This window comes from Pseudomonas sp. WJP1 (genome assembly GCF_028471945.1).
Classification (GTDB): domain Bacteria; phylum Pseudomonadota; class Gammaproteobacteria; order Pseudomonadales; family Pseudomonadaceae; genus Aquipseudomonas.
In genome coordinates, this window is the sequence record NZ_CP110128.1 from 129,097 (window position 1) to 150,741 (window position 21,645).

Consider the following 21,645-nt stretch of genomic DNA (forward strand, 5'->3'; position numbering starts at 1 on the left):
TTGTCGCCTTGGTTGGCCGGGTCTTTTGGATCGCCCGAGCCTGGCTCGTCGGTGACCGTGGTGGTGTATTGATCCTGGCCGAGGGTCAGCTTCTCGAAGTTGTTGGCCGAGACCGAATCGAGTTTGTTGACGATGGCATCCTGGCCACCGGTGAAGATGTCGTCCTTGGCGGTGACGATTGCAGAGCCCGTGGTGCCGTTGGCCGGGATCTTGATCTCGGTGCCGTCGGTGAGCTTGAAGGTCAGCTCGCCGTGGCTGGCCATCGGCATACCGGCGGCGTTGGTCAGGGTCACGGTGTAGGTGATCTGGCCGCCTTCGGCGACGGTGGTTTTATCCACGCTCAGGGTGGCTTTTACTTCAGTCAGGGTGTCGTCGATGGTGACTTGGGCTTTGCCGCCCAGCACCAGGTTTTCGAACGATTTGCCGTCAACGGTGGCATTGCTGACACCCACTTCAACGATCTGGCCGTCTTTGTAAACGTCGTCGCCCTGGGCTTTCAGTTCGTAGGGCACGCTGGTGCTGCCGGCCTTGATCACTACGGTATCGCCGTTGCTCAGGGTGACGGTCAGGTCCTGCTTGAGGACTTGATCGACCTTGACGGTGAACTTCGGTGCAGCGTTTTCCAAGACGTCGCCAGCGCTTTCGATGCTGACGGTGACCGTGTCAACGCTGTCGTTAATCTGGGTGACAGCGGACTCAGGATTTGGCACCAGGTTTTCAAAGTTGCCGCCAGTAGCACCGGTGATGGTGGTGCTGATAGTGCTGCCATTCACGTAAACATCATTGGCCGGCGTATCAACGACGACGCTGCCGCTGGTCTTGCCTGCTTCGATGGTGATGACCGAGCCGTTGCTCAAGGTCACAGTTACCGGAGTGCCGGCCGGGTTGGTCAAGGTGGCGGTGTAGGTGATCGAGCCGCCTTCAACCACTGCGCCGGTCGCGGTGAGCGTCAGGCCGGTGGTGTCTTGCGAATCGGTGATGGTGGTCACGGCTGGCGTGGTGCTTGGCACCAGGTTTTCAAAGTTGCCGCCAGTAGCACCGGTGATGGTGGTGCTGATAGTGCTGCCATTCACGTAAACATCATTGGCCGGTGTATCAACGACCACGGTGCCCGTGGTCTTGCCCGCTTCGATGGTGATGACCGAGCCATTGCTCAAGGTCACAGTCACCGGAGTACCGGCCGGATTGGTCAAAGTCGCGGTGTAGGTGATCGAACCACCTTCAACCACAGCGCCGGTCGCGGTGAGCGTCAGGCCGGTGGTGTCTGGCGAGTCGGTGATGCTGGTAACGGCTGGTGTGGTGCTGGGCACCAGGTTTTCAAAATTGCCGCCGGTCGCACCCGTAATCGTGGTGCTGACCGTGCTGCCATTCACGTAAACATCATTGACCGGGGTATCGACGACCACGGTGCCGCTGGTCTTGCCCGCTTCGATGGTGATGACCGAGCCGTTGCTCAAGGTCACGGTCACGGGAGTGCCCGCCGGATTGCTCAAAGTCGCGGTGTAGGTGATCGAACCGCCTTCGACCACGCTACCGGTCGCAGAGAGCGTCAAGCCGGTGGTGTCGACGGTGTCGGTGACCTGAGTCACGGCTGGAACCGTTGGAGGAATGACCACTACTGCGCCGCCGGTGGTGCCGGTGACAGTGACCGCGATCTGAGTCGCATCCTTATAGACAGTGTCGTTCGGCGCGAGCGGAACGTTCACGGTACCGATGGTTTGACCGGCGCCGATGATGATCACTGCACCATTGGACAGCGTGACGGTCAGGTCGGTCAGTGGCGCCTGGCTCAGGGTCGCGGTGTAGACCAGCATGCCACCGGCTTCGGTAATGGTCGGGGTGGCACTCAGGCTCAGCGTCGATTCGAGCGGGTCACCGGCATTGGCATTGTTGTTGGTCGACTGGCCGCCGGTGATCTCCCGGGTGATCTGGGCCGCGGAATTGAGACCTTCAGTCGGGAAACCAATGGTCGGGTCTACCCGGCCAGCAGTGGCGTCCAGCATCACGAAGCTATGACCGCCACCAGCCGCGCCACCAGTGCCAGCTGCCGCTGGGCCGGCCGCGGTGGGTTCCAGGTCCTTGGTCGGGTCGGCACCGGCGGCGATGGCTTGCTGCAGTTCTTCAACCGAGGGCGCGGCCTGCGCGGTGGCTGCGGCCAGGTCGGTGCTGGAGTCCGGAGCGCTGCCACTCCACTGAGTGTCGCGGCCCAGGTCAAGGGTCCGGCCATCCGCCAGCTCAAGCGTCACGGCCCCGGCCGCGCCCGTATCGACCTGATCACCGATAAACAAGCGGTCGCCTTCAACGAGTACACGACGGATGCCCTCTGGGGACACCACGAAAACCTGACCAACAATGCTTTTGACGATGGCCACAACGCTGCTCATTGAAGACTCTCCGGGTGACGCATTCAGTTGACTTCCATGACCTGAGAGGCAATCGCCGAGTCAGTCTGGTCGTACCTGTAAAACTACTTGAGTGAAATATTGACGCAATGGAAGGTCAATTTATTGACTATATTTTTTCGCTATTAACTTTATGCCAAACTATTGACCTTCCTGGGGGCATCCTAAACAATCGTCCCATTAATGTCACATTGATATTCAAGTGGTGACCGCCACACAGGATGTGACGCCAGTTCTCAATTTTCACTTTCCGACATACGGCCATACCGGTTGCCATCATCCGATGCAGCGCCGCGTTCTGCAGTGATTCAAGACAAGCATTCCCCGGGAAATTCCAACTATGCGCTTGCACCTGTTCAAGGCTTTACCCATCGCCGTTGCCGCCAGTTTTGTTCAGGCTCAAACCCTTCCGCAGGCCATGCAGCAGGCGCTGGATGTCCATCCGGAAATCCAGGCAGGTGTTAACAGTCGATTGGCTGCGGATTATCAGTTAAAAGCGGCCCAGGGGGGATACCTGCCACGGGTTGACCTGCTGGGCGGTTATGGCCGCGAAGGCACTGACAGCGTCACCAGTCGAGGTGACAGCAGCAACAACCATTGGGAAACCTTGAACCGCAGCGAATCGAGTCTGCGCCTCTCGCAAATGATTTTTGACGGTTATGCGACGTCCAGCGAAGTGGGGCGTCAACAAGCCACTGTGAATGCTCGCGCCTATTCCCTGCTGGGCACATCGGAACGCACGGCACTCACCGTGGTGCAGGTGTACTTGGATGTACTGACGCGCCGCGAATTCGTGCGCCTGGCCGAAGAGAACCTCAAGAGCCACCAGCGGATTTACGACCAGATCCAGTTGCGCACCCAGCGTGGTGTCGGCAGCGGTGCCGACCTGGACCAGGCAGAGGCGCGCATGGCCCAGGCGCGCAACAACCTGATCACCGAACAAACCAATCTGGCCGATGCCGAGACCAACTTCCTCAGTGCTGTCGGGCAGATGCCGGACCAACTGGAGCGTCCCGCCCCGTTCCTGGCGCTGTTGCCGGCCAACCTGAACGAAGCCCGTGCGCAGATGCTGGAAAACAGCCCGATCCTGCGCTCCGCCGAGTCCGATATCGCTGCGGCGGAAAAACAGTATGAAGCCGCCAAGTCGAGCTTCTACCCACGTTTCGATGCCGAGCTCGGTCGTTCCGCCGACAATGACATCGATGGCCAGAACGGCCACAACAACGAATGGCAGGCCATGCTGCGCATGCGTTTCAACCTGTATGCCGGCGGCAGCAACAAGGCCGACATGGAATCGAAGTCCTACCTGTCCAACCAGGCGCTGGATATCCGCAATAACGCGTTGCGCCAGCTGAACGAAGAGCTGGGCCTGGCCTGGAACGCGCTGAACAATGCCAATGCCCAAGTGCCCATCGCCCAACAATACGTGGACCACAGCACCAGCGTACGCACGGCGTATCAGCGCCAGTTCAGCCTCGGTGAACGAACCCTGCTGGACTTGCTCGACAGTGAAAACGAGTTGTTCAACGCTTCGCGCCGATTGGCGGAGATCAAGAACATTCAGTTATTTACTCAGTATCGAATCAAGGCGACCATGGGCGAGTTGCTCAAGAGCCAGGGTGTAGTCGCACCGTTGGCATCCGTCGTGCAGAACGACATGAAGCCTAAGGTCCAACTGCCCGGTATGAACTGAGCAGGATTTTTTCGTTCATCCGTTAGCCAAGAGTGCCGAGCGTGGAATCAGAAGCCAGTCGAGTTCATCTCATCCATGACCCACGCGCGTTGCATGACGATCCATTGCTGGACGGCTTGCTGACCCTTTGTACGTTGCATCAAAAACCCGCCAGCGCGGCGATGTTGACCACGGGCCTGCCGCTACCCAAGCAACGCCTGAGCGTCGAATTGTTGCCACGCGCAGCGGCTCGCGCCGGTTTGCAAGGGCGGGTGCTGGTGCGCAAGCTGGACCAGATCCCGGCGATCGCGATGCCGGCACTGTTGCTGCTCAAGGACGGTCGCAGTGCCGTGCTGCTTGGCTGGCAAGGTGACGACCAGGCCCGGTTGTTGCTCAGTGAAAGTGACGGCGGCGAAAGCCTGGTCAGTCGCGAACTGCTGAACGACGATTACAGCGGCAAGGTGTTCTTCGCTCAACCCCAGCATAAATTCGACGTCAATCACGGCACCCTGATCCCGCGCGCGCGCTCATGGTTCCGCGACACCCTCATGCGTTCGCGTTGGCTTTACGCCGATGCCATCGCCGCCAGCTTCCTGATCAACATCATCGCCATGGCCGCGCCATTGTTCGTGATGAACGTCTACGATCGTGTGGTTCCGAACCAGGCCGAATCGACCCTTTGGGTATTGGCCGTCGGCATCACCGGTGCCTACGTGTTCGACCTGATCCTCAAGAGCCTGCGCAGCCTCTGCCTGGACCTGGCGGGCAAGAAAACCGACCTGATCATCTCGGCAACGCTGTTCGAGCGCATCGTCGGCATGGCCATGAAGTACCGCCCGGCCCGGGTCGGCAGCTTTGCCCAGAACATCCATGAGTTCCAGAGCCTGCGCGATTTTCTTGCGTCGCTGACCCTGACCAGCCTGATCGACCTGCCGTTCACGCTGCTGATCTTTCTGGTCATCGCCATTCTTGGCGGGCACCTGGTGTGGATCCCGGTGTTGGCGTTCCCGATTGCCTTGCTGATCGGCTATGCCTTGCAGAAACCCCTGGTGGCAACGATGGAGCGCACCATGGCGCTGGGCGCCGAGCGTCAGTCGAGCCTGATCGAGACCCTCGCAGGCCTTGATGCGGTTAAGGTCAACAATGCAGAGAGCGAGCGCCAGTATCAGTGGGAGCAGACCATCGGCACCCTCAGTCGCCTCGAGTTGCGGGTGAAAATGCTGTCCGGCCTGGCGATGAACATTACGTTGCTGATCCAGCAGTTGGCCGGAGTGATCATGATCGTCTTTGGCGTGTACCAGATCATCGCGGGCAACCTGAGCATGGGCGGCCTGATCGCCTGCTACATGCTCAGTGGTCGCGCGCTCAGTCCGCTGGCCTCGTTGTCCGGCCTGCTGACCCGCTACCAGCAGGCGCGTGTCACCATGACTTCGGTCGACCAGATGATGGAGTTGCCCCAGGAGCGCAATTTCGAAGAGCGCCCCCTGAGTCGCAAGGTGCTGCAAGGTGCCATCGAATGTCGCCAGCTGAATTTCACCTACCCGGACCAGCAAAACCCGGCGCTGAAAAACATCAATCTCTCGATCAAGCCGGGCGAGAAGATTGGCATCATCGGCCGCAGCGGCTCGGGCAAGAGCTCCCTGGCCAAACTGGTCGTGGGTCTCTACCAACCGGATGACGGTGCGCTGTTGGTAGATGGTGTGGACATCCGTCAGATCGATGTCAGCGAACTGCGCCACAACATCGGCTACGTGCCCCAGGATATCCAGCTGCTCGCCGGTACGCTGCGCGACAACCTGGTCTCGGGCGCACGCTATGTAGAAGACGAAATGGTGCTGCAGGCCGCAGAACTGGCTGGCGTCCATGAGTTTGCTCGCCTGCACCCGCAAGGCTACGAACTGCAAGTAGGCGAGCGTGGGCAGAACCTGTCCGGCGGTCAGCGCCAGAACGTGGCCCTGGCCCGTGCATTGCTGCTCAACCCGCCGGTCCTGCTGCTCGATGAGCCGACCAGCGCCATGGACAACACCGGTGAGGAACGCCTCAAGCAACGCCTCGCCGCGATGATTGAAAGCAAGACCGTGGTGCTGGTGACGCACCGTGCTTCGCTGCTGTCGCTGGTCGATCGCCTGATCGTCATCGACCGCGGGCAGATACTCGCCGATGGCCCGAAAGCTGTCGTGATGGAAGCGTTGAAGAAGGGGCAGATCAGTGTTGCTTAAGTCCGGCGTCAAAGGCTCTATCCGCCGTTACTTCAAAGGCTCCGACTCGCTCAGGGACCAGCCCCTGCCCGAGGTCAACAAGGCGCTTATCGAAGACGCCCCGCGTGTGGTGCGGTTGACTATCTGGGCAGTTATCGGCTTCTTCGTCTTCCTGATGCTTTGGGCCAACTTTGCGGTGATCGACGAAGTCACCAAGGGCGACGGCAAGGCGATTCCTTCCTCCAAGATTCAAAAGATCCAGAACCTTGAAGGCGGTATCGTCGCCGAGATGTTCGTCACTGAAGGGCAGATCGTCGAGGCCGGCGCGCCACTGATTCGCCTGGACGATACGCGATTCGCCTCCAACGTCGGCGAAACCGAAGCCGACCGGCTGTCGATGCTGCTTCGGGTGGAGCGCTTGAGTGCTGAAGTCGACGACCGTCCACTGAATTTCCCGGCTGACGTCTTGAAAGCGGTTCCCGGTCAGGCCGCGAGTGAAGAATCCCTGTACATCAGCCGTCGTCAGCAACTGCACGATGAAATCGGCGGATTGCAGGAGCAGTTGATCCAGCGTCAGCAAGAACTGCGCGAATTTACCTCCAAACAGTCCCAGTACCGCACCGCACTGGGGTTGCAGCGCCAGGAAATCAACATGTCCGAGCCGCTGGTGGCCCAGGGTGCCGTTTCGCCTGTGGAAGTACTGCGCCTCAAGCGCGCCGAGGTTGAAACCCGTGGGCAGTTGGATGCCACCACCCTGGCGATTCCGCGTGCAGAGTCGGCGATCAAGGAGGTGGCGCGCAAGATCGACGAGACCCGTGGCAAATTCCGTAGCGAGGCACTGACCCAGCTCAATGAAGCGCGCACCGACCTGAACAAGGCCCAGGCCACGGGCAAGGCGCTGGAGGATCGCGTCAGCCGGACAATGGTCACATCGCCGGTGCGTGGCATCGTCAACAAGCTGCTGGTGAACACCATTGGTGGTGTGATTCAGCCAGGCAGCGACCTGGTGGAAATCGTGCCGCTGGACGACACCCTGCTGGTGGAAGCCAAGATCCGCCCGCAAGACATTGCCTTCCTGCATCCGGGGCAGGAAGCGACCGTGAAATTCACCGCCTATGACTACACCATCTACGGTGGGCTCAAGGCCAGGCTCGAGCAGATCGGTGCCGACACCATCACCGACGAAGACAAGAAGACCACCTACTACATCATCAAGCTGCGCACGGATCGCAGCCACCTGGGCACAGATGAAAAGCCACTGCTGATCATCCCGGGCATGGTGGCGTCGGTGGATATCATCACGGGCAAGAAGACCGTACTGAGCTACCTGCTCAAGCCGATCATCCGGGCTCGCGCCGAGGCGTTGCATGAGCGGTGATTCTTTGCGCGACTGAGGGCCTCTTCGCTGTAGGAGCCAGGGGCGGCGATCCGACTTGCCGGCGAAGGCGTCCGCAAAACCACCGCAAACCTAAAAGCCATATCCTTATTCGCTAATGGTATTTAAATTTAGTTTCTTATATCTATAAAGTCACACCCCTGCGTACCTGCCGACCAATCGGCGCGCCGCACGACTTGAACCAACACGGGACCTCCGTGAGTTTCTGATCGACGCGCGCGCCTTTGAGCGTGCCGTGCGTGGGAGTGATTTATGTCTGCAGCTACTGCTACCCCAAGCGCCGCGACCATCGCGCCGCAATTATTTGAAATCCGCCCGTTCAGTGGCGCCGTCGGTGCCGAAATCATCGGCCTCGATTTGTCCCGCCCGGTCAATGACCAGGACTTCGCCCGCATTCACCGCGCGCACCTGGATCATCACGTGGTGGTGTTCCGCGACCAGCGCATTACCCCCCAACAGCAGATCGATTTCAGCCGCCGTTTCGGCGTGTTGCAAATCCACGTGCTCAAGCAGTTCCTGCTGGTGGGGCATCCGGAAATCCTCATCGTTTCCAACATTGTCGAGAACGGCCAGAACATCGGCCTGGGCGATGCCGGCAAGTTCTGGCACTCCGATCTCTCCTATAAGGAACTGCCAAGCCTGGGCTCGATGCTGCATGCCCAGGAGCTGCCATCGGAAGGCGGCGACACCCTGTTCGCCGACATGCACAAAGCCTGGGACAACCTGCCTGAGGCGCTGCGTAAAGCGGTCGAAGGCCGCTCGGCGGCGCATTCCTACACGGCGCGCTACAGCGAGACCAAATTCGAAGGCAACTGGCGCCCGACCCTGACTCCGGAGCAACTGGCGCAGGTCGCCGAAGTCATTCACCCGGTCGTGCGCACCCACCCGGAAAACGGCCGCAAGGCGCTGTTCGTCAGCGAGGGTTTCACCACCCGCATCGTTGGCTTGCCGCAAGACGAGAGCAAGCAATTGCTCGACGAGCTCTACGCCCACAGCGTGTTGCCGCAAAACATCTACCGCCATCAGTGGCAGCCCCATGACCTGGTGTTCTGGGACAACCGTTCGCTGATCCACCTGGCCGCCGGATGCCCGAGCTATCTGCGCCGCAAGTTGTTTCGCACCACCATCCAGGGCGACGCGCCTTTCTGATTTGTCGGAGATTTGACCATGTCCAAACGTCTTCCCTTTGCACCGCTGGCCGCGGCCATCGGCCTGGGTTTCAGCCTGATCGCCGGTAGCCTGGTGGCGCCCACCGTGGCCCATGCCGAAGGTGAAATCCGCATCGCCGAACAGTTCGGCATCGTTTACCTGCTGCTCAACGTGGTGCGCGATCAGAACCTGATCGAGAAGTACGGCAAGCAGGAAGGCATCGACATCAAGGTCGACTGGACCCAGCTGTCGGGAGGCGCGGCGGTCAACGATGCGCTGCTCTCCGGCTCCATCGATATCGCGGGTGCCGGCGTCGGCCCGCTGCTGACCATCTGGGACCGCACCCACGGTAAGCAGAATGTCAAGGCCGTGGCCTCCCTCGGCAACTTCCCGTACTACCTGGTGAGCAATAATCCGAAGGTCAAGACCATCGCCGATTTCACCGAAAAGGACCGTATCGCGGTGCCGGCGGTGGGTGTGTCGGTGCAGTCGCGCTTCCTGCAATATGCCGCCGCCAAGCAGTGGGGCGACAAGGAGTTCAACCGTCTCGACAAGTACACTATCGCCGTTCCGCACCCCGACGCCACGGCGGCGTTGATCGCTGGCGGCACCGAGCTGACCGGGCACTTCTCCAACCCGCCATTCCAGGATCAGGCACTGGAAAACAAGAACGTGCACGTGGTGCTGAACACCTATGACCTGCTCGGCCCGAACTCGCCGACGGTGTTGTTTGCCACCGAAAAATTCCGCAACGAAAACCCGAAAACCTACAAAGCCTTCATCGACGCGCTGACTGAAGCCGCGACCTTTGCCCAGAACGATAAAGGCGCTGCGGCGGACACCTACATCCGCGTCACCAAGGCGAAAATCGACCGCGCCGAATTGCTGAAAATAATCGACAACCCGCAGTTCGAGTTCAGCGTCACGCCGAAAAATACCTACCCGCTGGCCGAGTTCCTCTTCCGTGTGGGCGCGATCAAAAACAAACCGGATTCGTGGAAGGATTACTTCTTCCAGGACGCCAAACCGCTGCAAGGGAGCTGACCGACATGAACGCCCCTTTGCAAGGCCACACGGTCAGCAAACCGAACGCAGCAGCCCAAGCGCTGCTGTCGGTCGATAACGTCAGCCTGGAATACCGCACACCCCAGCGGGTGGTGCGGGCCACCCACCAGGTCAGCTTCGAGGTCGATCCGGCGGACCGCTTTGTCCTGCTCGGGCCGTCCGGTTGCGGCAAGTCGACCTTGCTCAAGGCCGCTGCCGGGTTCATCCAGCCAGTGGAAGGCGAGATCCGTCTGCAAGGCCAACGTGTCGATGCGCCAGGGCCGGACCGAATTGTGGTGTTCCAGGAGTTCGATCAACTGCCACCGTGGAAAACCGTCAAGCAGAACGTGATGTTTCCGCTGCTGGCCTCCAAGACCCTCAAGCGTAAAGAAGCCGAAGAGCGGGCGTTGCACTATTTGGAGAAGGTCGGTCTGGCGGCGTTTGCCGATGCCTATCCGCATACCCTGTCGGGCGGCATGAAGGCGCGGGTCGCCATCGCCCGGGCGTTGGCGATGCAGCCGAAAATCCTCCTGATGGACGAACCCTTCGCCGCGCTCGACGCCCTGACCCGACGCAAGATGCAGGAAGAATTGCTGCTGCTCTGGGAGGAGGTGCGCTTCACGCTGCTGTTCGTCACGCACTCCATCGAAGAGGCATTGGTGGTGGGCAATCGCATTCTGCTGTTGTCGCCGCACCCGGGACGGGTACGTGCCGAAGTCCACAGCCATCAATACGACCTGCACAGCCTGGGCGGCGTGGCATTCCAGGAGTCGGCGCGGCGCATCCATCGGTTGTTGTTCGATGAAGGCCAGTCGCCGGAAACCGAGCGCGAACTGGATTTCGCCGACATCCGCATCGCTTATTGAGCCAGATTGAGAGGAGGGCCCGATGAGCCATTTATCATCCCCGCGTGAAGAATTCGAAACCGCATTGCAGCCACTGACCAGCGTTGCGCTGGAGCGCGAACTGCCGCTTGGTCAACGCCTGTGGCAACAGGGCTGGCTGCGTAAAAGCCTGATCCTGATTTTGCTCGCCGTACTCTGGGAAGCCGTTGCCCGTTATCAGAACAACGACCTGCTGCTGCCGAGTTTCGTGCAGACCTCTCATGCGCTGCACGACGGCCTGCTCAGCGGCGAATTGCTGGGCAAGGTGTGGATTTCCCTGGTGGTGCTGCTCAAGGGCTACCTGATCGGCATCGTCCTGGCGTTCGGCCTGACCACCTTGGCGGTCTCGACCCAGTTCGGCCGCGACCTGCTCAGCACCCTGACCTCCATGTTCAACCCACTGCCGGCCATCGCACTGTTGCCGCTGGCGCTGCTGTGGTTCGGCCTGGGGCAGAACAGCCTGATTTTCGTGCTGGTGCATTCGGTGCTGTGGGCCTTGGCGCTGAACACGTACGCAGGTTTTCTCGGCGTCTCGGAAACCCTGCGCATGGCCGGGCGTAACTACGGCCTCAAGGGCATGCGCTTCGTGCTGTTCATCCTGATCCCAGCGGCGCTGCCGTCGATCCTCGCCGGATTGAAAATCGGCTGGGCTTTTGCCTGGCGTACGCTGATCGCTGCCGAGTTGGTGTTTGGTGCGACCAGTGGCAAGGGCGGGTTGGGGTGGTACATCTTCCAGAACCGAAATGAGCTGTACACGGATAAGGTGTTTGCCGGGTTGGCGGTGGTGATTCTGATTGGGTTGCTGGTGGAGAACCTGGTGTTTGATACGTTGGAGCGAGTGACGGTGAAGCGGTGGGGGATGCAGCGGTAGCCCCCTTCGATTCAAATAAATAGTTACTTGCGGTTGTATTAGACAGAACGCCTTCTTATTGATGAGTTAGCAAGGGCTAGGTCGGCATCGCTTTCGATAGGTCTATCGGGTCGAACGGGGCGCGGTGCTGATGCACGCATTGCATCGCTTTCGATAGGTCTATCGGGTCGAGCGGGGCGCGGTGCTGATGCACGCATTGCATCGCTTTCGATAGGTCTATCGGGTCGAACGGAGCGCTGTGCTGATGACCCCGAGGGCGTGGGGTTTGTATTTGCCATCGGCTGTCGTACGGTTGGTGTTACACGAGCTGTAGGGCGATAGGCTTGTGCAAGGCGCTCGGCAGGTCGAGGGGCTGTTCGAGACGGAAACATCGAGCTTACCAAAGCACTGTTTCGCCTGTTCAAGGCGTTGCTGAACAGCGCTAGATCAGCGTTAGGGGCAAGGCCTAGCGTTCCTTGCGTTCTATAGGTGCGGAAAAATACATCCCTCGTTGCCTCAATCAGATTGTTGAATGCAGCGAGCAACGACTGAACTACATGTCCTGTTGGATCTGAATGATTTACTGGATTCCCCATACAATACATATATGCATTAAACCCACCTCCACCAAACGGGCTCCAACTGTCTGGACTATGGAACCGCATCAACCGCGGGTTGTAAGCGCGATAGCCGTTACCCAACAAATACCAACCTATCTTTGGTTCGCGTAATTGGCCGTTGAAGCCAAGCCGGATCCTGTCTTCCTGTTGCGCGGATTGCTCTCCGTAAGCGGTGTAGGCGATGGGGTTATGCTTGCCATCGAAAATTTCGCCAATGATTGAAAGGCTATTGTCGGTTGCCAACAGCGTCGTGCGTTGCCAAGAGGAAGTTTCCTGATCAACAGGTTTGAGTTGAGTCATGTTGATGGCTTCGCCGATGTATGGTCGAGGGATTTAGTTTTACACCTCAGGTTCTCTGGTGGGAACTATCAGAACTGCTAGGGTCCTCGCATAAACTTGAGCTGCGTTCGGACGATTTTTGGATCTGGTAGCATTGCGCCTGAATCAATCCTGTTCAGGCACGAGTGCTCCCCATGCAACTACCAGACATGAACCTGTTGGTCGCCCTTGACGCCCTGCTCGACGAGGGCAGCGTAGTAGGAGCCGCACGGCGGATGAACCTCAGCCCGGCGGCCATGAGTCGCACGTTGACGCGCATCCGCGAGGCCATCGGCGATCCGATCCTGGTGCGAGCCGGTCGTGGTCTGGTGCCGACGCCGAAGGCGCTGGACTTACGCGAGCAGGTGCGCGATGTGGTGGAGCAGGCCGCGCACTTGTTCCACTCGGCCAGGGTCGTGGATCTGGGCAGCTTGCGGCGGCGGTTCAGTATCCGGGCCAACGATTTTTTCATCGGCATCTACGGCGGCAAGCTGTTCGACACCATGGAGCGTCAGGCCCCTTATTGTGAGTTGCGTTTTGCACCGGAGGGCGATGGCGATGATGAGGCCTTGCGCGAGGGCCGCATCGATCTGAGCGTCAGCAACAACCGGCCGCTGATGCCGGAAGTGAAGGTGCAAAATCTGTTTTCCACCCAGTTCGTCGGCCTGGTGCGCGAGGATCACCCCTTGCTCGATCAAGAAATCACCCCTGAACGCTTTGCCGGGTATTCGCATATCAGCATGTCCCGTCGCGGGATCGCCCGCGGACCGATCGATGCGGCACTCAACGCCCTGGGCCTGGAGCGGCGGGTCGCGGTGATTGCCCCGAGTTTCCACGCGGCGATGTTCGCCTTGCCCGATTCCGACCTGATTCTGCCGGTGCCCAGAGAGACGCTATTGAGTGTTCGCCGGCTAGGGCTGAAGTTGCGCTCGTTCACCCTGCCCATTCCCTTGCCGACCATCGTGCTGAACCAGGCCTGGCACCCTCGCTTCGACAATGACCCCGCTCACCGCTGGTTGCGTGAAACGCTGAAAACCTGTTGTGACGAGACGTGGCTGGCGGCACAACCGGACTTGGGTTGAGCGATAAAACTGTAGGAGTGAGCCTGCTCGCGATAGCGGAGTGACAGACAGCTCATTGGTGTCTGACACCCCGCTATCGCGAGCAGGCTCACTCCTACAGGGATCTCAATCATTGCGTATAGCGCACTTATAACCTGCCGATAAGTCAGTTTTCGTCAGGTCACACGCTTCATAGAATGCTCCGATGTTCAAATCCCGGAGCTCGCAGCAATGACTTCCCTCACGGTCACGGCGCCTCTCGTCGCGGCCAGCCCGACCGCCGCCGCGCCACCGGTCTTCGGCCCGCGGATCATCATCGGCCTGGTGGGCGTATTGCTCGCAGTGCTGGTGTCGGGCCTGAACGAGATGGTGACCAAGGTGGCCCTGGCCGATATCCGTGGCGGTCTGGCCATCGGTTATGACGAAGGCACCTGGCTGGTTGCCAGCTACGCCGCGACCTCGGTGGCTGCCATGGCGTTTGCGCCATGGTGCGCCGTCACGTTCTCGCTGCGGCGCTTCACCCTGTGCGCTATCAGTGCCTTCACGCTGCTGGGGGTGTTGTGCCCGTGGGCACCGAACTACGAAAGCCTGCTGGTGCTGCGGACCTTGCAAGGCTTGGCCGGTGGCGCGCTGCCACCGATGTTGATGACCGTCGCCCTGCGCTTTCTACCGGCCAACGTAAAACTCTACGGCCTGGCCGGTTATGCCCTGACCGCCACCTTCGGCCCGGGGCTGGGCACGCCGCTGGCCGGGCTCTGGACTGAGTATGTCGGCTGGCAGTGGACCTTCTGGCAGATCGTCGTGCCCTGCCTGATGGCCATGGTCGCGGTGAGCTACGGCATTCCTCAGGACCCCCTGCGGCTGGAGCGTCTCAAACAGTTCAACTGGCGAGGTTTGCTGTTGGGTTTTCCGGCGATCTGCATGCTGGTGATCGGCATCCTGCAGGGCAATCGGCTGGACTGGTTCGAATCGAGCCTGATTTGTGCATTGCTGGTGGGCGGTACGCTGTTGCTGGTGCTGTTCCTGATCAACGAGTGGTCGCAGCCGATTCCGTTTTTCAAGATGCAGATGCTCGGCATCCGCAACCTTTCGTTCGCGTTGGTCACCCTGGCCGGCGTGCTGGTGGTATTGCTGGCGGTGGTGATTATTCCGTCCAGCTATCTGGCGCAGGTCCAGGGTTATCGCCCGGTGCAGACTGCACCCATCACCTTGTTGGCGGCGCTCCCGCAGTTGATCGCGCTGCCGTTGGTGGCGGCGTTGTGCAACCTGCGCTGGGTTGATTGCCGCTGGGTCCTCGGGATCGGCCTGAGCATGTTGGTGTTGTCCTGCATCGGCGGTTCGCAGCTGACCTCGATGTGGATTCGCGACGAATTCTATGCCCTGCAACTGCTGCAGATTTTCGGTCAGCCCATGGCGGTCTTGCCATTGCTGATGCTCTCGACTGGCAGCATCAACCCCATGGATGGCCCCTTCGCGTCGTCCTGGTTCAACACCGTAAAAGGCCTCGCGGCGGTGATCGCCACCGGCATGCTGGAAACCCTGACCACCCAGCGCCTGCACTTTCACTCGACCATGCTGGTGGACCGCCTTGGCAATTCGCCCCTGGTCGACAACGACACCCCGGGCCTTGCCCACCGGCTGCATGAGCAGGCCGTGGTACTGGCCGCCTCGGACCTTTACCTATGCATGGCCGGCCTCGCATTGGCGCTGATCCTGCTGATTTTCTGGCTGCCGACGCGGATCTATCCGCCCCGTGCGCCGACTTGAATGCATCACTGAAACAGAAGGTTTTCATGACGACTCAATCCAAGCAAAAAGTAGCCGTTGGCGTCGCCGTCGTGATCGCGATGGGCGTACTGATTTATCTGCTGGCGCCCGGTTTGTTCGGTCAGCGCACGCAGCAGAGCACCAACGATGCCTATGTCTCCGCCGACTACACACTGGTGGTGCCGCGCGTTGCCGGGTTCATCAAGCAGGTACTGGTGGAAGACAACCAACAGGTCAAGGCCGGGCAGTTGCTGGCCCTGATCGATGACCGCGACCTGCGCGCCGCCGCCGACGCGGCCGCCGCTGAAGCCCTGGTGGCCCAGGCGCAACTGCAAAATGCCCGGGCAACGCTTGAGCGCCAGGCCTCGGTGATCGCTCAGGCACAGGCGCAGGTGGTGTCCGCCAAGGCTGAAATGGCCTTTGCGCAACATGAGCTGAACCGTTACGACCATCTGGCCGGTGTCGGTGCCGGCACGGTGCAGAACGCGCAGCAAGCGCGCACGCGCATCGACCAGGCCAGTGCCCGGTTGACCAATGTGACAGCGGTGCTGGCGGCGGAGCGCAAGCAGGTGGACATCCTCACGGCCCAGCGTGACGGGGCCGAAGGTGGTTTGAAACGAGCCCAGGCGAAGCTGGAAATCGCCAGTTACGAGCTGTCTTACACGCGGATTACCGCGCCGCAGGATGGCATGGTGGGCGAGCGCGCGGTACGTGTCGGGGCCTATGTCACACCGGGCAGCAAACTGCTCGCGGTGGTACCGCTGGCGCAGGCCTATGTGGTGGCCAACTTCCAGGAAACCCAACTGACGAGTGTGCAGCCGGGGCAGGACGTGCAGGTGCGTGTCGACACCTTTGGCGGCGCCGCGTTGAACGGGCGGGTCGAGAGCATCGCACCGGCCACCGGCGTGACCTTTGCTTCAATCAAACCGGACAACGCGACTGGCAACTTCACCAAGGTGGTGCAGCGGATTCCGGTGAAGATCGTGCTGGAACCGGGTCAGCCGCTGGCCGAACGGTTGCGGGTGGGGATGTCGGTGGAGGCGAGTATCGATACGGCTGGCGCCAAGGCCAATGAGGTTGCGCAGCGATGAAGATCTTCGTTGATTGTGCCGACGCCATCGCGAGCAAGCCCGCTCCCACATTGAAACGCAATCCCTTGTGGGAGCGGGCTTGCTCGCGAAGAGGCCATCAGTCTCGACTCACTGCGTGCGCCTTGTTAGTCCTGAGCCTTGGCGCATGCACCGTCGGCCCGGATTTCATCAAACCCCAAGCACCACAAATCTCCGAATGGTCGAAACCGCAACAATTCGCCGTTAGCCAGGCTGTCTCAGAAACGATGGAAGAACGATGGTGGCGCGTTTTCAACGATCCGAAACTCTCGGCCCTCACTCAACGTGCCCTGACCGACAACCTCGACCTGAAACTCGCCAGCAGCCGCTTGCAACAGAGCCGTGCGGTGCGCCAGGTAGTGACGGCCGATCGTTATCCCACCAGCGCCGTCGGCGGTAGCTACGCCCGTAAACGCAACAGCGGCGAAGGCCTGAGCGACCCGTCGGGGCATAACGGTAATTCGGCGTTCAATCTCTGGGACGCCGGCTTCTCTGCCTCCTGGGAGCTGGATTTCTGGGGTCGCGTGCGCCGCGAAACCGAAGCTGCCGATGCCACTCTTGAAGTCGCGGAAAACGACCGTCGCGGCGTACTGTTGTCGGTGCTGGCCGAAACCGCCCAGGACTACATTCAGCTGCGCGGAGTGCAGAACACCCGCGCCGTGACCGAACAAAACCTCGACGTTGCCCGGCACAGCCTGAAACTTTCGCAGCTGCGCCTGGCTGACGGTGTCGCTACGGACCTTGATGTGGCCGAAGCCGCCGCCCAGGTCGCCGCCATCGAGTCGCGCCTGCCGGCATTGGAGCAGCGCCAGGCCCAACTGATCAACGCCTTGAGCCTGTTGATGGGCGAACCGCCCCAGGCGCTGGCGGCCGAGTTATCCACCGATGCGCCGGTTCCGCAAACCCCGCGCCAGGTCGCCATCGGCCTGCCGTCGCAACTGGCCGAGCGCCGCCCGGACATCCGCCAGGCCGAAGCGCGCCTGCATGCCGCGACCGCGAGCATCGGCGTAGCCAAGGGTGATTTTTATCCACGGATTACCCTGTCAGGCAGCGTCGGTTCGCAAGCCATGCAGCTGGGCGATTTCGGTTCCTGGGGTTCACGCACATTCGGCATCGGTCCGCAGTTCAGCCTGCCGCTGTTCGACGGCGGCCGCCTGCGCGGCGTGCTGAACCTGCGCGAAGCCCAGCAACAGGAAGCGGCCATCGCCTACCAGCAGACCGTGTTGCGCGCCTGGCATGAAATCGACGACCAATTGAGCGCCTACAACGCCAGCCAACTGCGTCGCGACAGCCTCGCCGAAGCGGTGCGCCAGAACCAGATCGCTCTGCAAACGGCGCAACGGCAATACGTTGAAGGCGTGGTGGATTTCGTCAACGTACTCACCGTGCAAGGCGCGTTGCTGGCGACCCAGGAGCAATGGGTGGAGAGTTCCACTGGCGTGTCGCTGGCCGCAGTCGGCTTGTACAAGGCGCTGGGTGGTGGATGGGAGTCGGTTTATCCGCTGACTGCGCAACATTGAGTGAAATCGTGAAGCTGGACGTAGGACGCGTCCTGATTATTTTGTGTGGGCATTCGTGATGGTTATCTGCGGTTAGCATTTTGGTCCACTTCATGACCAAGGTTATGCGTCCGTATGAATGCCAATCCCTATGCGCCTCCAGTGGCCGAACTTGATTGCACTGAATCACCCCGCGCGGCCTTTTTTGTTGTGGGTACCAGCAAGTTTGCGCTGATGATTGTTTCGACCTTTGGTTTGTACGTCACCTATTGGCTGTATAAAAACTGGAAGCTTTACCGTGCCGCTACGGGCAACAAAGTGATACCCATAGCTCGTGAACTTCTGGGCGTGTTTTTCATGTACTCGCTGTTCACCAGCATTGATCGGCGATTACGCGCTTCAGGTCGGGACTATCGTTGGTACCCACGCTTGCTGGCGATTAGCGTGATCATGGCTGCTGCAGCGAGCATGGGGCTGATGTGGTTGCCGGATGTGCACATCAGCTTTGCGCTGAGTCTTCTGATACTGCTCTTGCAGGTCTGCTCCTTTTTGCGTGTACAGGAAGCAATCAATTATCTGGAGAACGATGTGGCCGGGACGGCGAACTCGACACTGACTTTTGCCAATGGTGTCTGGTTTACATTTGGCTTGTGTTGTTGGGGCGTGGCGATTCTGGTTTTCTACGCCCTGTTGTAGTTTCAGCCTCGACTTACGATTTTGCCGATAGATCCGCCATGCCCTTGAGCAATTCGATCGGCAGCGGAAAGACGATGGTCGAACTCTTGTCGCCGGCAATCGAGCTCAACGTCTGCATGTAACGCAGCTGCATGGCGCCGGGCTGGCGACCAAGCATTTCGGCGGCCTGCATGAGTTTTTCCGAGGCTTGCAATTCGCCTTCCGCGTGGATCACCTTGGCGCGGCGTTCGCGCTCCGCTTCGGCTTGTTTGGCGATGGCGCGGATCATCGATTCGTTGAGGTCCACGTGCTTGATCTCGACGTTGGCTACCTTGATGCCCCAGGCGTCGGTCTGGGCGTCGAGGACTTGCTGGATGTCGATATTCAGCCGTTCGCGCTCGGCCAGCAGTTCATCCAGCTCATGTTTACCAAGCACCGCGCGCAAGGTCGTCTGCGCCAGTTGGCTGGTGGCCATGAGAAAATCCTCGACCTGGATGATCGCCTTCTGCGGATCGAGCACGCGGAAGTACAGCACGGCGTTGACCTTGACCGAGACGTTGTCGCGGGTGATCACATCTTGCGGCGGAACGTCGAGGACGATGGTGCGCAAGTCGACACGGACCATTTGCTGGATCACCGGAATCAGCAGGATCAGGCCGGGGCCCTTGACCTGCCAGAAGCGTCCGAGCTGGAACACCACCCCACGCTCGTACTCGCGCAGGATGCGGAACGTCGCCCCCGCCAATGCGATCAGCAGTAGCAGCAGCGCGACAAAACCGATTTGCAGACCCATGGCTAACCTCCAACCGTTACCGCGTCAGCCGCGGCCACTTCCAGCAACAATCCCTTGCGCGCCACCACCCGGACCTTTTGCCCGATCTGTAATGGCTTGGCGCTCGATACCTGCCAGCGTTCGCCCTGCAAATGCACCCAGCCCAGACACGCATCGCCGGCCTGCAAGGCCAGCACCGGAGTCACGCTGCCCAGCAGGCCGGCATCACCGCTGACGGTGTGCCGCGGTCGGGTCTTGAGGGCGCGGATCAGCAGGAATATCAACAGCAGCGCGCTGATCAGTCCCAGGCCGATCATCAACGGCACGGGCAATTCGGCATTGGTCAGGATCACCGCGCCGATCACGAACATCACGATCCCGCCCAAGCCGATCACGCCATAGTTGGGCAGCGCCGCCTCGGCGATCAGGAACGCGATACCGAAAGTGATCAGCCAGATCCCCGCGGGGTTGGGACCGGGCAGGGCGCCGGTGTCCGCAGCGAGGGCGGCTCCGCTCAAGGCCAACAGCAACGCAACTGCACAACAGCGAGTGTTCACGTGACCCTCCGGGAGAGTCGCAGGTGGTTCTGTATACAGTCTAGTTGAGGCGCCGCTTGTATGAATTTTGCTCAGTTGTCGACTTGCCCGATGGGCGGATTTCCCGCTGGATTGCCCCCGGCGGGCCTAGACTTTTACTACATACAAAAGCTTTAACCATCGTCCGCCAGGCGTTTTTGCGGACACCGAGGTGCATCATGCGTATGGCAAGAACCGTGCAGACAAGCCTGGACAAGGCTCAATGCGAATATGACATCGTCACCCATCCCCACTCGGCCAGCAGCCTCGAAACCGCACGGTTAGCGGGTATTCCTGCGGAACGGGTGGCCAAGTCGGTCATCCTCGACGACCACCACGGGCATTACCTGATGGCCGTGCTGCCCGCCAGCCGTCACCTGGACTTGAGCAAAGTGCGTAGCACCGGTGAATGGCAGGTCTCCCGGGAAAGCAACCTGCCGCACCTGTTTGAAGACTGCGAACGTGGTGCCGTGCCTGCTCTGGGCGAAGCCTATGGACTGGACGTGGTCATCGACCCGCTGTTGACCCGGCAGAAAGACATCTATCTGGAAGCCGGCAACCACATCAACCTGTTGCACATGGACATGCCGCAATTCCTGAAAATGGTGCCGCATGCGCAGGTGCGGGAGTTGAGTGATTAATTTTTTGCGGCGCCAGTGAAGCCGCCTTCGCGGGCAAGCCTCTCTCCTACAATATGAGGTTTGCCCGGATTGACCGCGCAGCGGTCACTTGAATAACCAAGGAGCCCGACATGGAAAACCCAACCCACAGCCTTCCTTCCCTGTTCAAACAACTCGGCCTTCCTGACGACGCCGAGAGCATCGACAAATTCATCGCCACCCATTCACCGCTCAAACCGGATTTGCATCTGGCGGATGCTTTTTTCTGGAGCCCGAGCCAGGCGGAACTGTTGCGCGATGAAATTCTGGATGACGCCGATTGGGCGGAGGTGGTGGATCAGTTGGATGTGATGCTGAGGAAGGGGCGGGGGGTATAGAGGTTCATTGCTCCGGTGGCCACTGTCGAGAGGTATGAACCAGGGCAAGTATCCAGATTGCGCTCAGCGCTTGCTCATAAACAATGCGATAGCTCGGATGTGGAATCAGCTCGCGAGTGCCTGTAATGATTCCAGCAGGGCCGCTTTGCGGGTATTGGGCCAACCGGGACATCGCATCGCTGAAGCGGTTATCCATGTCGATGGCTGCTTGAGGTTTAATGGTGTGCAGGTAATCCCAAATGTCTGCACGATCCTGTGCTGCTTCTCGCGTCCAGATTATCTTCATTCCTGTATGGCTGCCCGTCCACGCCTGGAGGCGAATTCTGCTTCCACTTCATCGTTTGTCAGACCGTCGCCGCGGCTGATCGAAACACGAGCAATGTCCACTTTGCGTTGCAGGAAGGCTTCGTACTCACGGGATTCACGTTGCGCCTGAACAAACTGGCGCATCATTTCCCGAACGATTTGCGAGGCAGGACGATGAGCGGCTTCTGCTTCCGCCATGAATTGTTCGCGCAAATCTGATTCGAGTTTCATTGTAAAAACGGCTTGTTTTGACACGGTCTGTCTCCTCAATCATGGTAATTAAAAAGTATATACCTCTTCAGTACGTTGTCTGGCCAATTTGGACAGCCCTACGACGGATGGCCGCCAATT

General features: G+C 59.9%; 19 protein-coding genes and 1 pseudogene. 14 read left to right on the forward strand and 6 right to left on the reverse strand.

The window, feature by feature from the left end:
* Window positions 1-86: 86 nt before the first annotated feature.
* Window positions 87-2,384 (reverse strand): annotated as a pseudogene (locus OH720_RS31725) (retention module-containing protein); the annotation flags it as partial.
* Between the two features lie 358 nt (window positions 2,385-2,742).
* Between OH720_RS31725 and OH720_RS00605 the strand changes: the two are divergent.
* The 7 genes from OH720_RS00605 to OH720_RS00635 all read left to right on the forward strand — a co-directional run bounded on the left by OH720_RS00605 (window position 2,743) and on the right by OH720_RS00635 (window position 11,616).
* Window positions 2,743-4,095, forward strand: a complete 1,353-nt coding sequence (locus OH720_RS00605) for a TolC family outer membrane protein (RefSeq protein ID WP_272604164.1) — start codon at window positions 2,743-2,745, stop codon at window positions 4,093-4,095.
* A 41-nt stretch (window positions 4,096-4,136) separates the two neighbouring features.
* Complete coding sequence (locus tag OH720_RS00610; protein WP_272604165.1) at window positions 4,137-6,293, forward strand: type I secretion system permease/ATPase; 2,157 nt, start codon at window positions 4,137-4,139, stop codon at window positions 6,291-6,293.
* A complete protein-coding gene (locus OH720_RS00615) occupies window positions 6,283-7,650 on the forward strand; it encodes an HlyD family type I secretion periplasmic adaptor subunit (RefSeq protein WP_272604166.1) in 1,368 nt (455 codons plus the stop codon). The genes OH720_RS00610 and OH720_RS00615 overlap by 11 nt, the downstream gene beginning before the upstream one ends.
* Window positions 7,651-7,920: 270 nt before the next feature.
* Window positions 7,921-8,817: a TauD/TfdA dioxygenase family protein gene (locus OH720_RS00620; protein ID WP_272604167.1), complete on the forward strand. Its 897-nt coding sequence runs from the start codon at window positions 7,921-7,923 to the stop codon at window positions 8,815-8,817.
* An 18-nt stretch (window positions 8,818-8,835) separates the two neighbouring features.
* Window positions 8,836-9,861 (forward strand): ABC transporter substrate-binding protein, encoded by a 1,026-nt coding sequence (locus OH720_RS00625; protein ID WP_008059622.1) that lies wholly within the window; start codon window positions 8,836-8,838, stop codon window positions 9,859-9,861.
* A 5-nt stretch (window positions 9,862-9,866) separates the two neighbouring features.
* Window positions 9,867-10,727, forward strand: a complete 861-nt coding sequence (locus OH720_RS00630; RefSeq protein ID WP_272604168.1) for an ABC transporter ATP-binding protein — start codon at window positions 9,867-9,869, stop codon at window positions 10,725-10,727.
* Between the two features lie 22 nt (window positions 10,728-10,749).
* Window positions 10,750-11,616 carry an ABC transporter permease gene (locus tag OH720_RS00635; RefSeq protein ID WP_272604169.1) on the forward strand — a complete coding sequence of 289 codons (867 nt, stop codon included), beginning with the start codon at window positions 10,750-10,752 and terminating at the stop codon, window positions 11,614-11,616.
* 38 nt (window positions 11,617-11,654) lie between these two features.
* Here OH720_RS00635 and OH720_RS00640 read toward each other — a convergent pair whose 3' ends face one another.
* On the reverse strand, window positions 11,655-12,515 hold the full coding sequence (locus OH720_RS00640) for an RHS repeat-associated core domain-containing protein (protein WP_272604170.1): 861 nt from the start codon (window positions 12,513-12,515) through the stop codon (window positions 11,655-11,657).
* 173 nt (window positions 12,516-12,688) lie between these two features.
* On the opposite strand from OH720_RS00640, the gene OH720_RS00645 reads away from it, so the two are divergent.
* The 5 genes from OH720_RS00645 to OH720_RS00665 all read left to right on the forward strand — a co-directional run bounded on the left by OH720_RS00645 (window position 12,689) and on the right by OH720_RS00665 (window position 18,665).
* Window positions 12,689-13,615, forward strand: a complete 927-nt coding sequence (locus OH720_RS00645; RefSeq protein ID WP_272604171.1) for a LysR family transcriptional regulator — start codon at window positions 12,689-12,691, stop codon at window positions 13,613-13,615.
* 210 nt (window positions 13,616-13,825) lie between these two features.
* Window positions 13,826-15,361 carry an MFS transporter gene (locus OH720_RS00650; protein WP_272604172.1) on the forward strand — a complete coding sequence of 512 codons (1,536 nt, stop codon included), beginning with the start codon at window positions 13,826-13,828 and terminating at the stop codon, window positions 15,359-15,361.
* 26 nt (window positions 15,362-15,387) lie between these two features.
* Window positions 15,388-16,452, forward strand: a complete 1,065-nt coding sequence (locus OH720_RS00655; protein WP_272604173.1) for an HlyD family secretion protein — start codon at window positions 15,388-15,390, stop codon at window positions 16,450-16,452.
* A complete protein-coding gene (locus tag OH720_RS00660; RefSeq protein WP_272604174.1) occupies window positions 16,449-17,990 on the forward strand; it encodes an efflux transporter outer membrane subunit in 1,542 nt (513 codons plus the stop codon). The genes OH720_RS00655 and OH720_RS00660 overlap by 4 nt, the downstream gene beginning before the upstream one ends.
* Window positions 17,991-18,104: 114 nt before the next feature.
* Window positions 18,105-18,665, forward strand: a complete 561-nt coding sequence (locus OH720_RS00665) for a hypothetical protein (protein WP_272604175.1) — start codon at window positions 18,105-18,107, stop codon at window positions 18,663-18,665.
* Window positions 18,666-18,678: 13 nt separating this feature from the next.
* Here OH720_RS00665 and OH720_RS00670 read toward each other — a convergent pair whose 3' ends face one another.
* Complete coding sequence (locus tag OH720_RS00670; protein ID WP_272604176.1) at window positions 18,679-19,437, reverse strand: slipin family protein; 759 nt, start codon at window positions 19,435-19,437, stop codon at window positions 18,679-18,681.
* 2 nt (window positions 19,438-19,439) lie between these two features.
* Window positions 19,440-19,973 carry an NfeD family protein gene (locus OH720_RS00675; RefSeq protein ID WP_272604177.1) on the reverse strand — a complete coding sequence of 178 codons (534 nt, stop codon included), beginning with the start codon at window positions 19,971-19,973 and terminating at the stop codon, window positions 19,440-19,442.
* 197 nt (window positions 19,974-20,170) lie between these two features.
* Here OH720_RS00675 and OH720_RS00680 point away from each other — a divergent pair, with 197 nt between their 5' ends.
* Together OH720_RS00680 and OH720_RS00685 are read left to right on the forward strand one after the other, a co-directional pair.
* Window positions 20,171-20,632, forward strand: coding sequence for an aminoacyl-tRNA deacylase (locus OH720_RS00680; RefSeq protein WP_272604178.1), 462 nt, complete (start codon window positions 20,171-20,173; stop codon window positions 20,630-20,632).
* A 110-nt stretch (window positions 20,633-20,742) separates the two neighbouring features.
* The gene (locus tag OH720_RS00685) at window positions 20,743-20,988 is read left to right on the forward strand and encodes a DUF2789 domain-containing protein (RefSeq protein WP_207260285.1); all 246 of its coding nucleotides are present in this window, start codon (window positions 20,743-20,745) and stop codon (window positions 20,986-20,988) included.
* 4 nt (window positions 20,989-20,992) lie between these two features.
* Here the strand turns inward: OH720_RS00685 and OH720_RS00690 are convergent, their stop codons facing one another.
* Window positions 20,993-21,274: a type II toxin-antitoxin system RelE/ParE family toxin gene (locus OH720_RS00690; protein WP_272604179.1), complete on the reverse strand. Its 282-nt coding sequence runs from the start codon at window positions 21,272-21,274 to the stop codon at window positions 20,993-20,995.
* Window positions 21,271-21,549: an antitoxin of toxin-antitoxin stability system gene (locus OH720_RS00695; protein WP_272604180.1), complete on the reverse strand. Its 279-nt coding sequence runs from the start codon at window positions 21,547-21,549 to the stop codon at window positions 21,271-21,273. The genes OH720_RS00690 and OH720_RS00695 overlap by 4 nt, the downstream gene beginning before the upstream one ends.
* Window positions 21,550-21,645: the final 96 nt, after the last annotated feature.

Bases quoted from the DNA above. Each gene is read 5' to 3' on its own strand.
- OH720_RS00605 (WP_272604164.1), top strand. From the start codon at position 2,743: ATGCGCTTGCACCTGTTCAAGGCTTTACCCATCGCCGTTGCCGCCAGT.
- OH720_RS00620 (WP_272604167.1), top strand. From the start codon at position 7,921: ATGTCTGCAGCTACTGCTACCCCAAGCGCCGCGACCATCGCGCCGCAA.
- OH720_RS00625 (WP_008059622.1), top strand. From the start codon at position 8,836: ATGTCCAAACGTCTTCCCTTTGCACCGCTGGCCGCGGCCATCGGCCTG.
- OH720_RS00630 (WP_272604168.1), top strand. From the start codon at position 9,867: ATGAACGCCCCTTTGCAAGGCCACACGGTCAGCAAACCGAACGCAGCA.
- OH720_RS00635 (WP_272604169.1), top strand. From the start codon at position 10,750: ATGAGCCATTTATCATCCCCGCGTGAAGAATTCGAAACCGCATTGCAG.
- OH720_RS00640 (WP_272604170.1), bottom strand. From the start codon at position 12,515: ATGACTCAACTCAAACCTGTTGATCAGGAAACTTCCTCTTGGCAACGC.
- OH720_RS00645 (WP_272604171.1), top strand. From the start codon at position 12,689: ATGCAACTACCAGACATGAACCTGTTGGTCGCCCTTGACGCCCTGCTC.
- OH720_RS00650 (WP_272604172.1), top strand. From the start codon at position 13,826: ATGACTTCCCTCACGGTCACGGCGCCTCTCGTCGCGGCCAGCCCGACC.
- OH720_RS00655 (WP_272604173.1), top strand. From the start codon at position 15,388: ATGACGACTCAATCCAAGCAAAAAGTAGCCGTTGGCGTCGCCGTCGTG.
- OH720_RS00660 (WP_272604174.1), top strand. From the start codon at position 16,449: ATGAAGATCTTCGTTGATTGTGCCGACGCCATCGCGAGCAAGCCCGCT.
- OH720_RS00665 (WP_272604175.1), top strand. From the start codon at position 18,105: ATGAATGCCAATCCCTATGCGCCTCCAGTGGCCGAACTTGATTGCACT.
- OH720_RS00670 (WP_272604176.1), bottom strand. From the start codon at position 19,437: ATGGGTCTGCAAATCGGTTTTGTCGCGCTGCTGCTACTGCTGATCGCA.
- OH720_RS00680 (WP_272604178.1), top strand. From the start codon at position 20,171: ATGCGTATGGCAAGAACCGTGCAGACAAGCCTGGACAAGGCTCAATGC.
- OH720_RS00685 (WP_207260285.1), top strand. From the start codon at position 20,743: ATGGAAAACCCAACCCACAGCCTTCCTTCCCTGTTCAAACAACTCGGC.
- OH720_RS00690 (WP_272604179.1), bottom strand. From the start codon at position 21,274: ATGAAGATAATCTGGACGCGAGAAGCAGCACAGGATCGTGCAGACATT.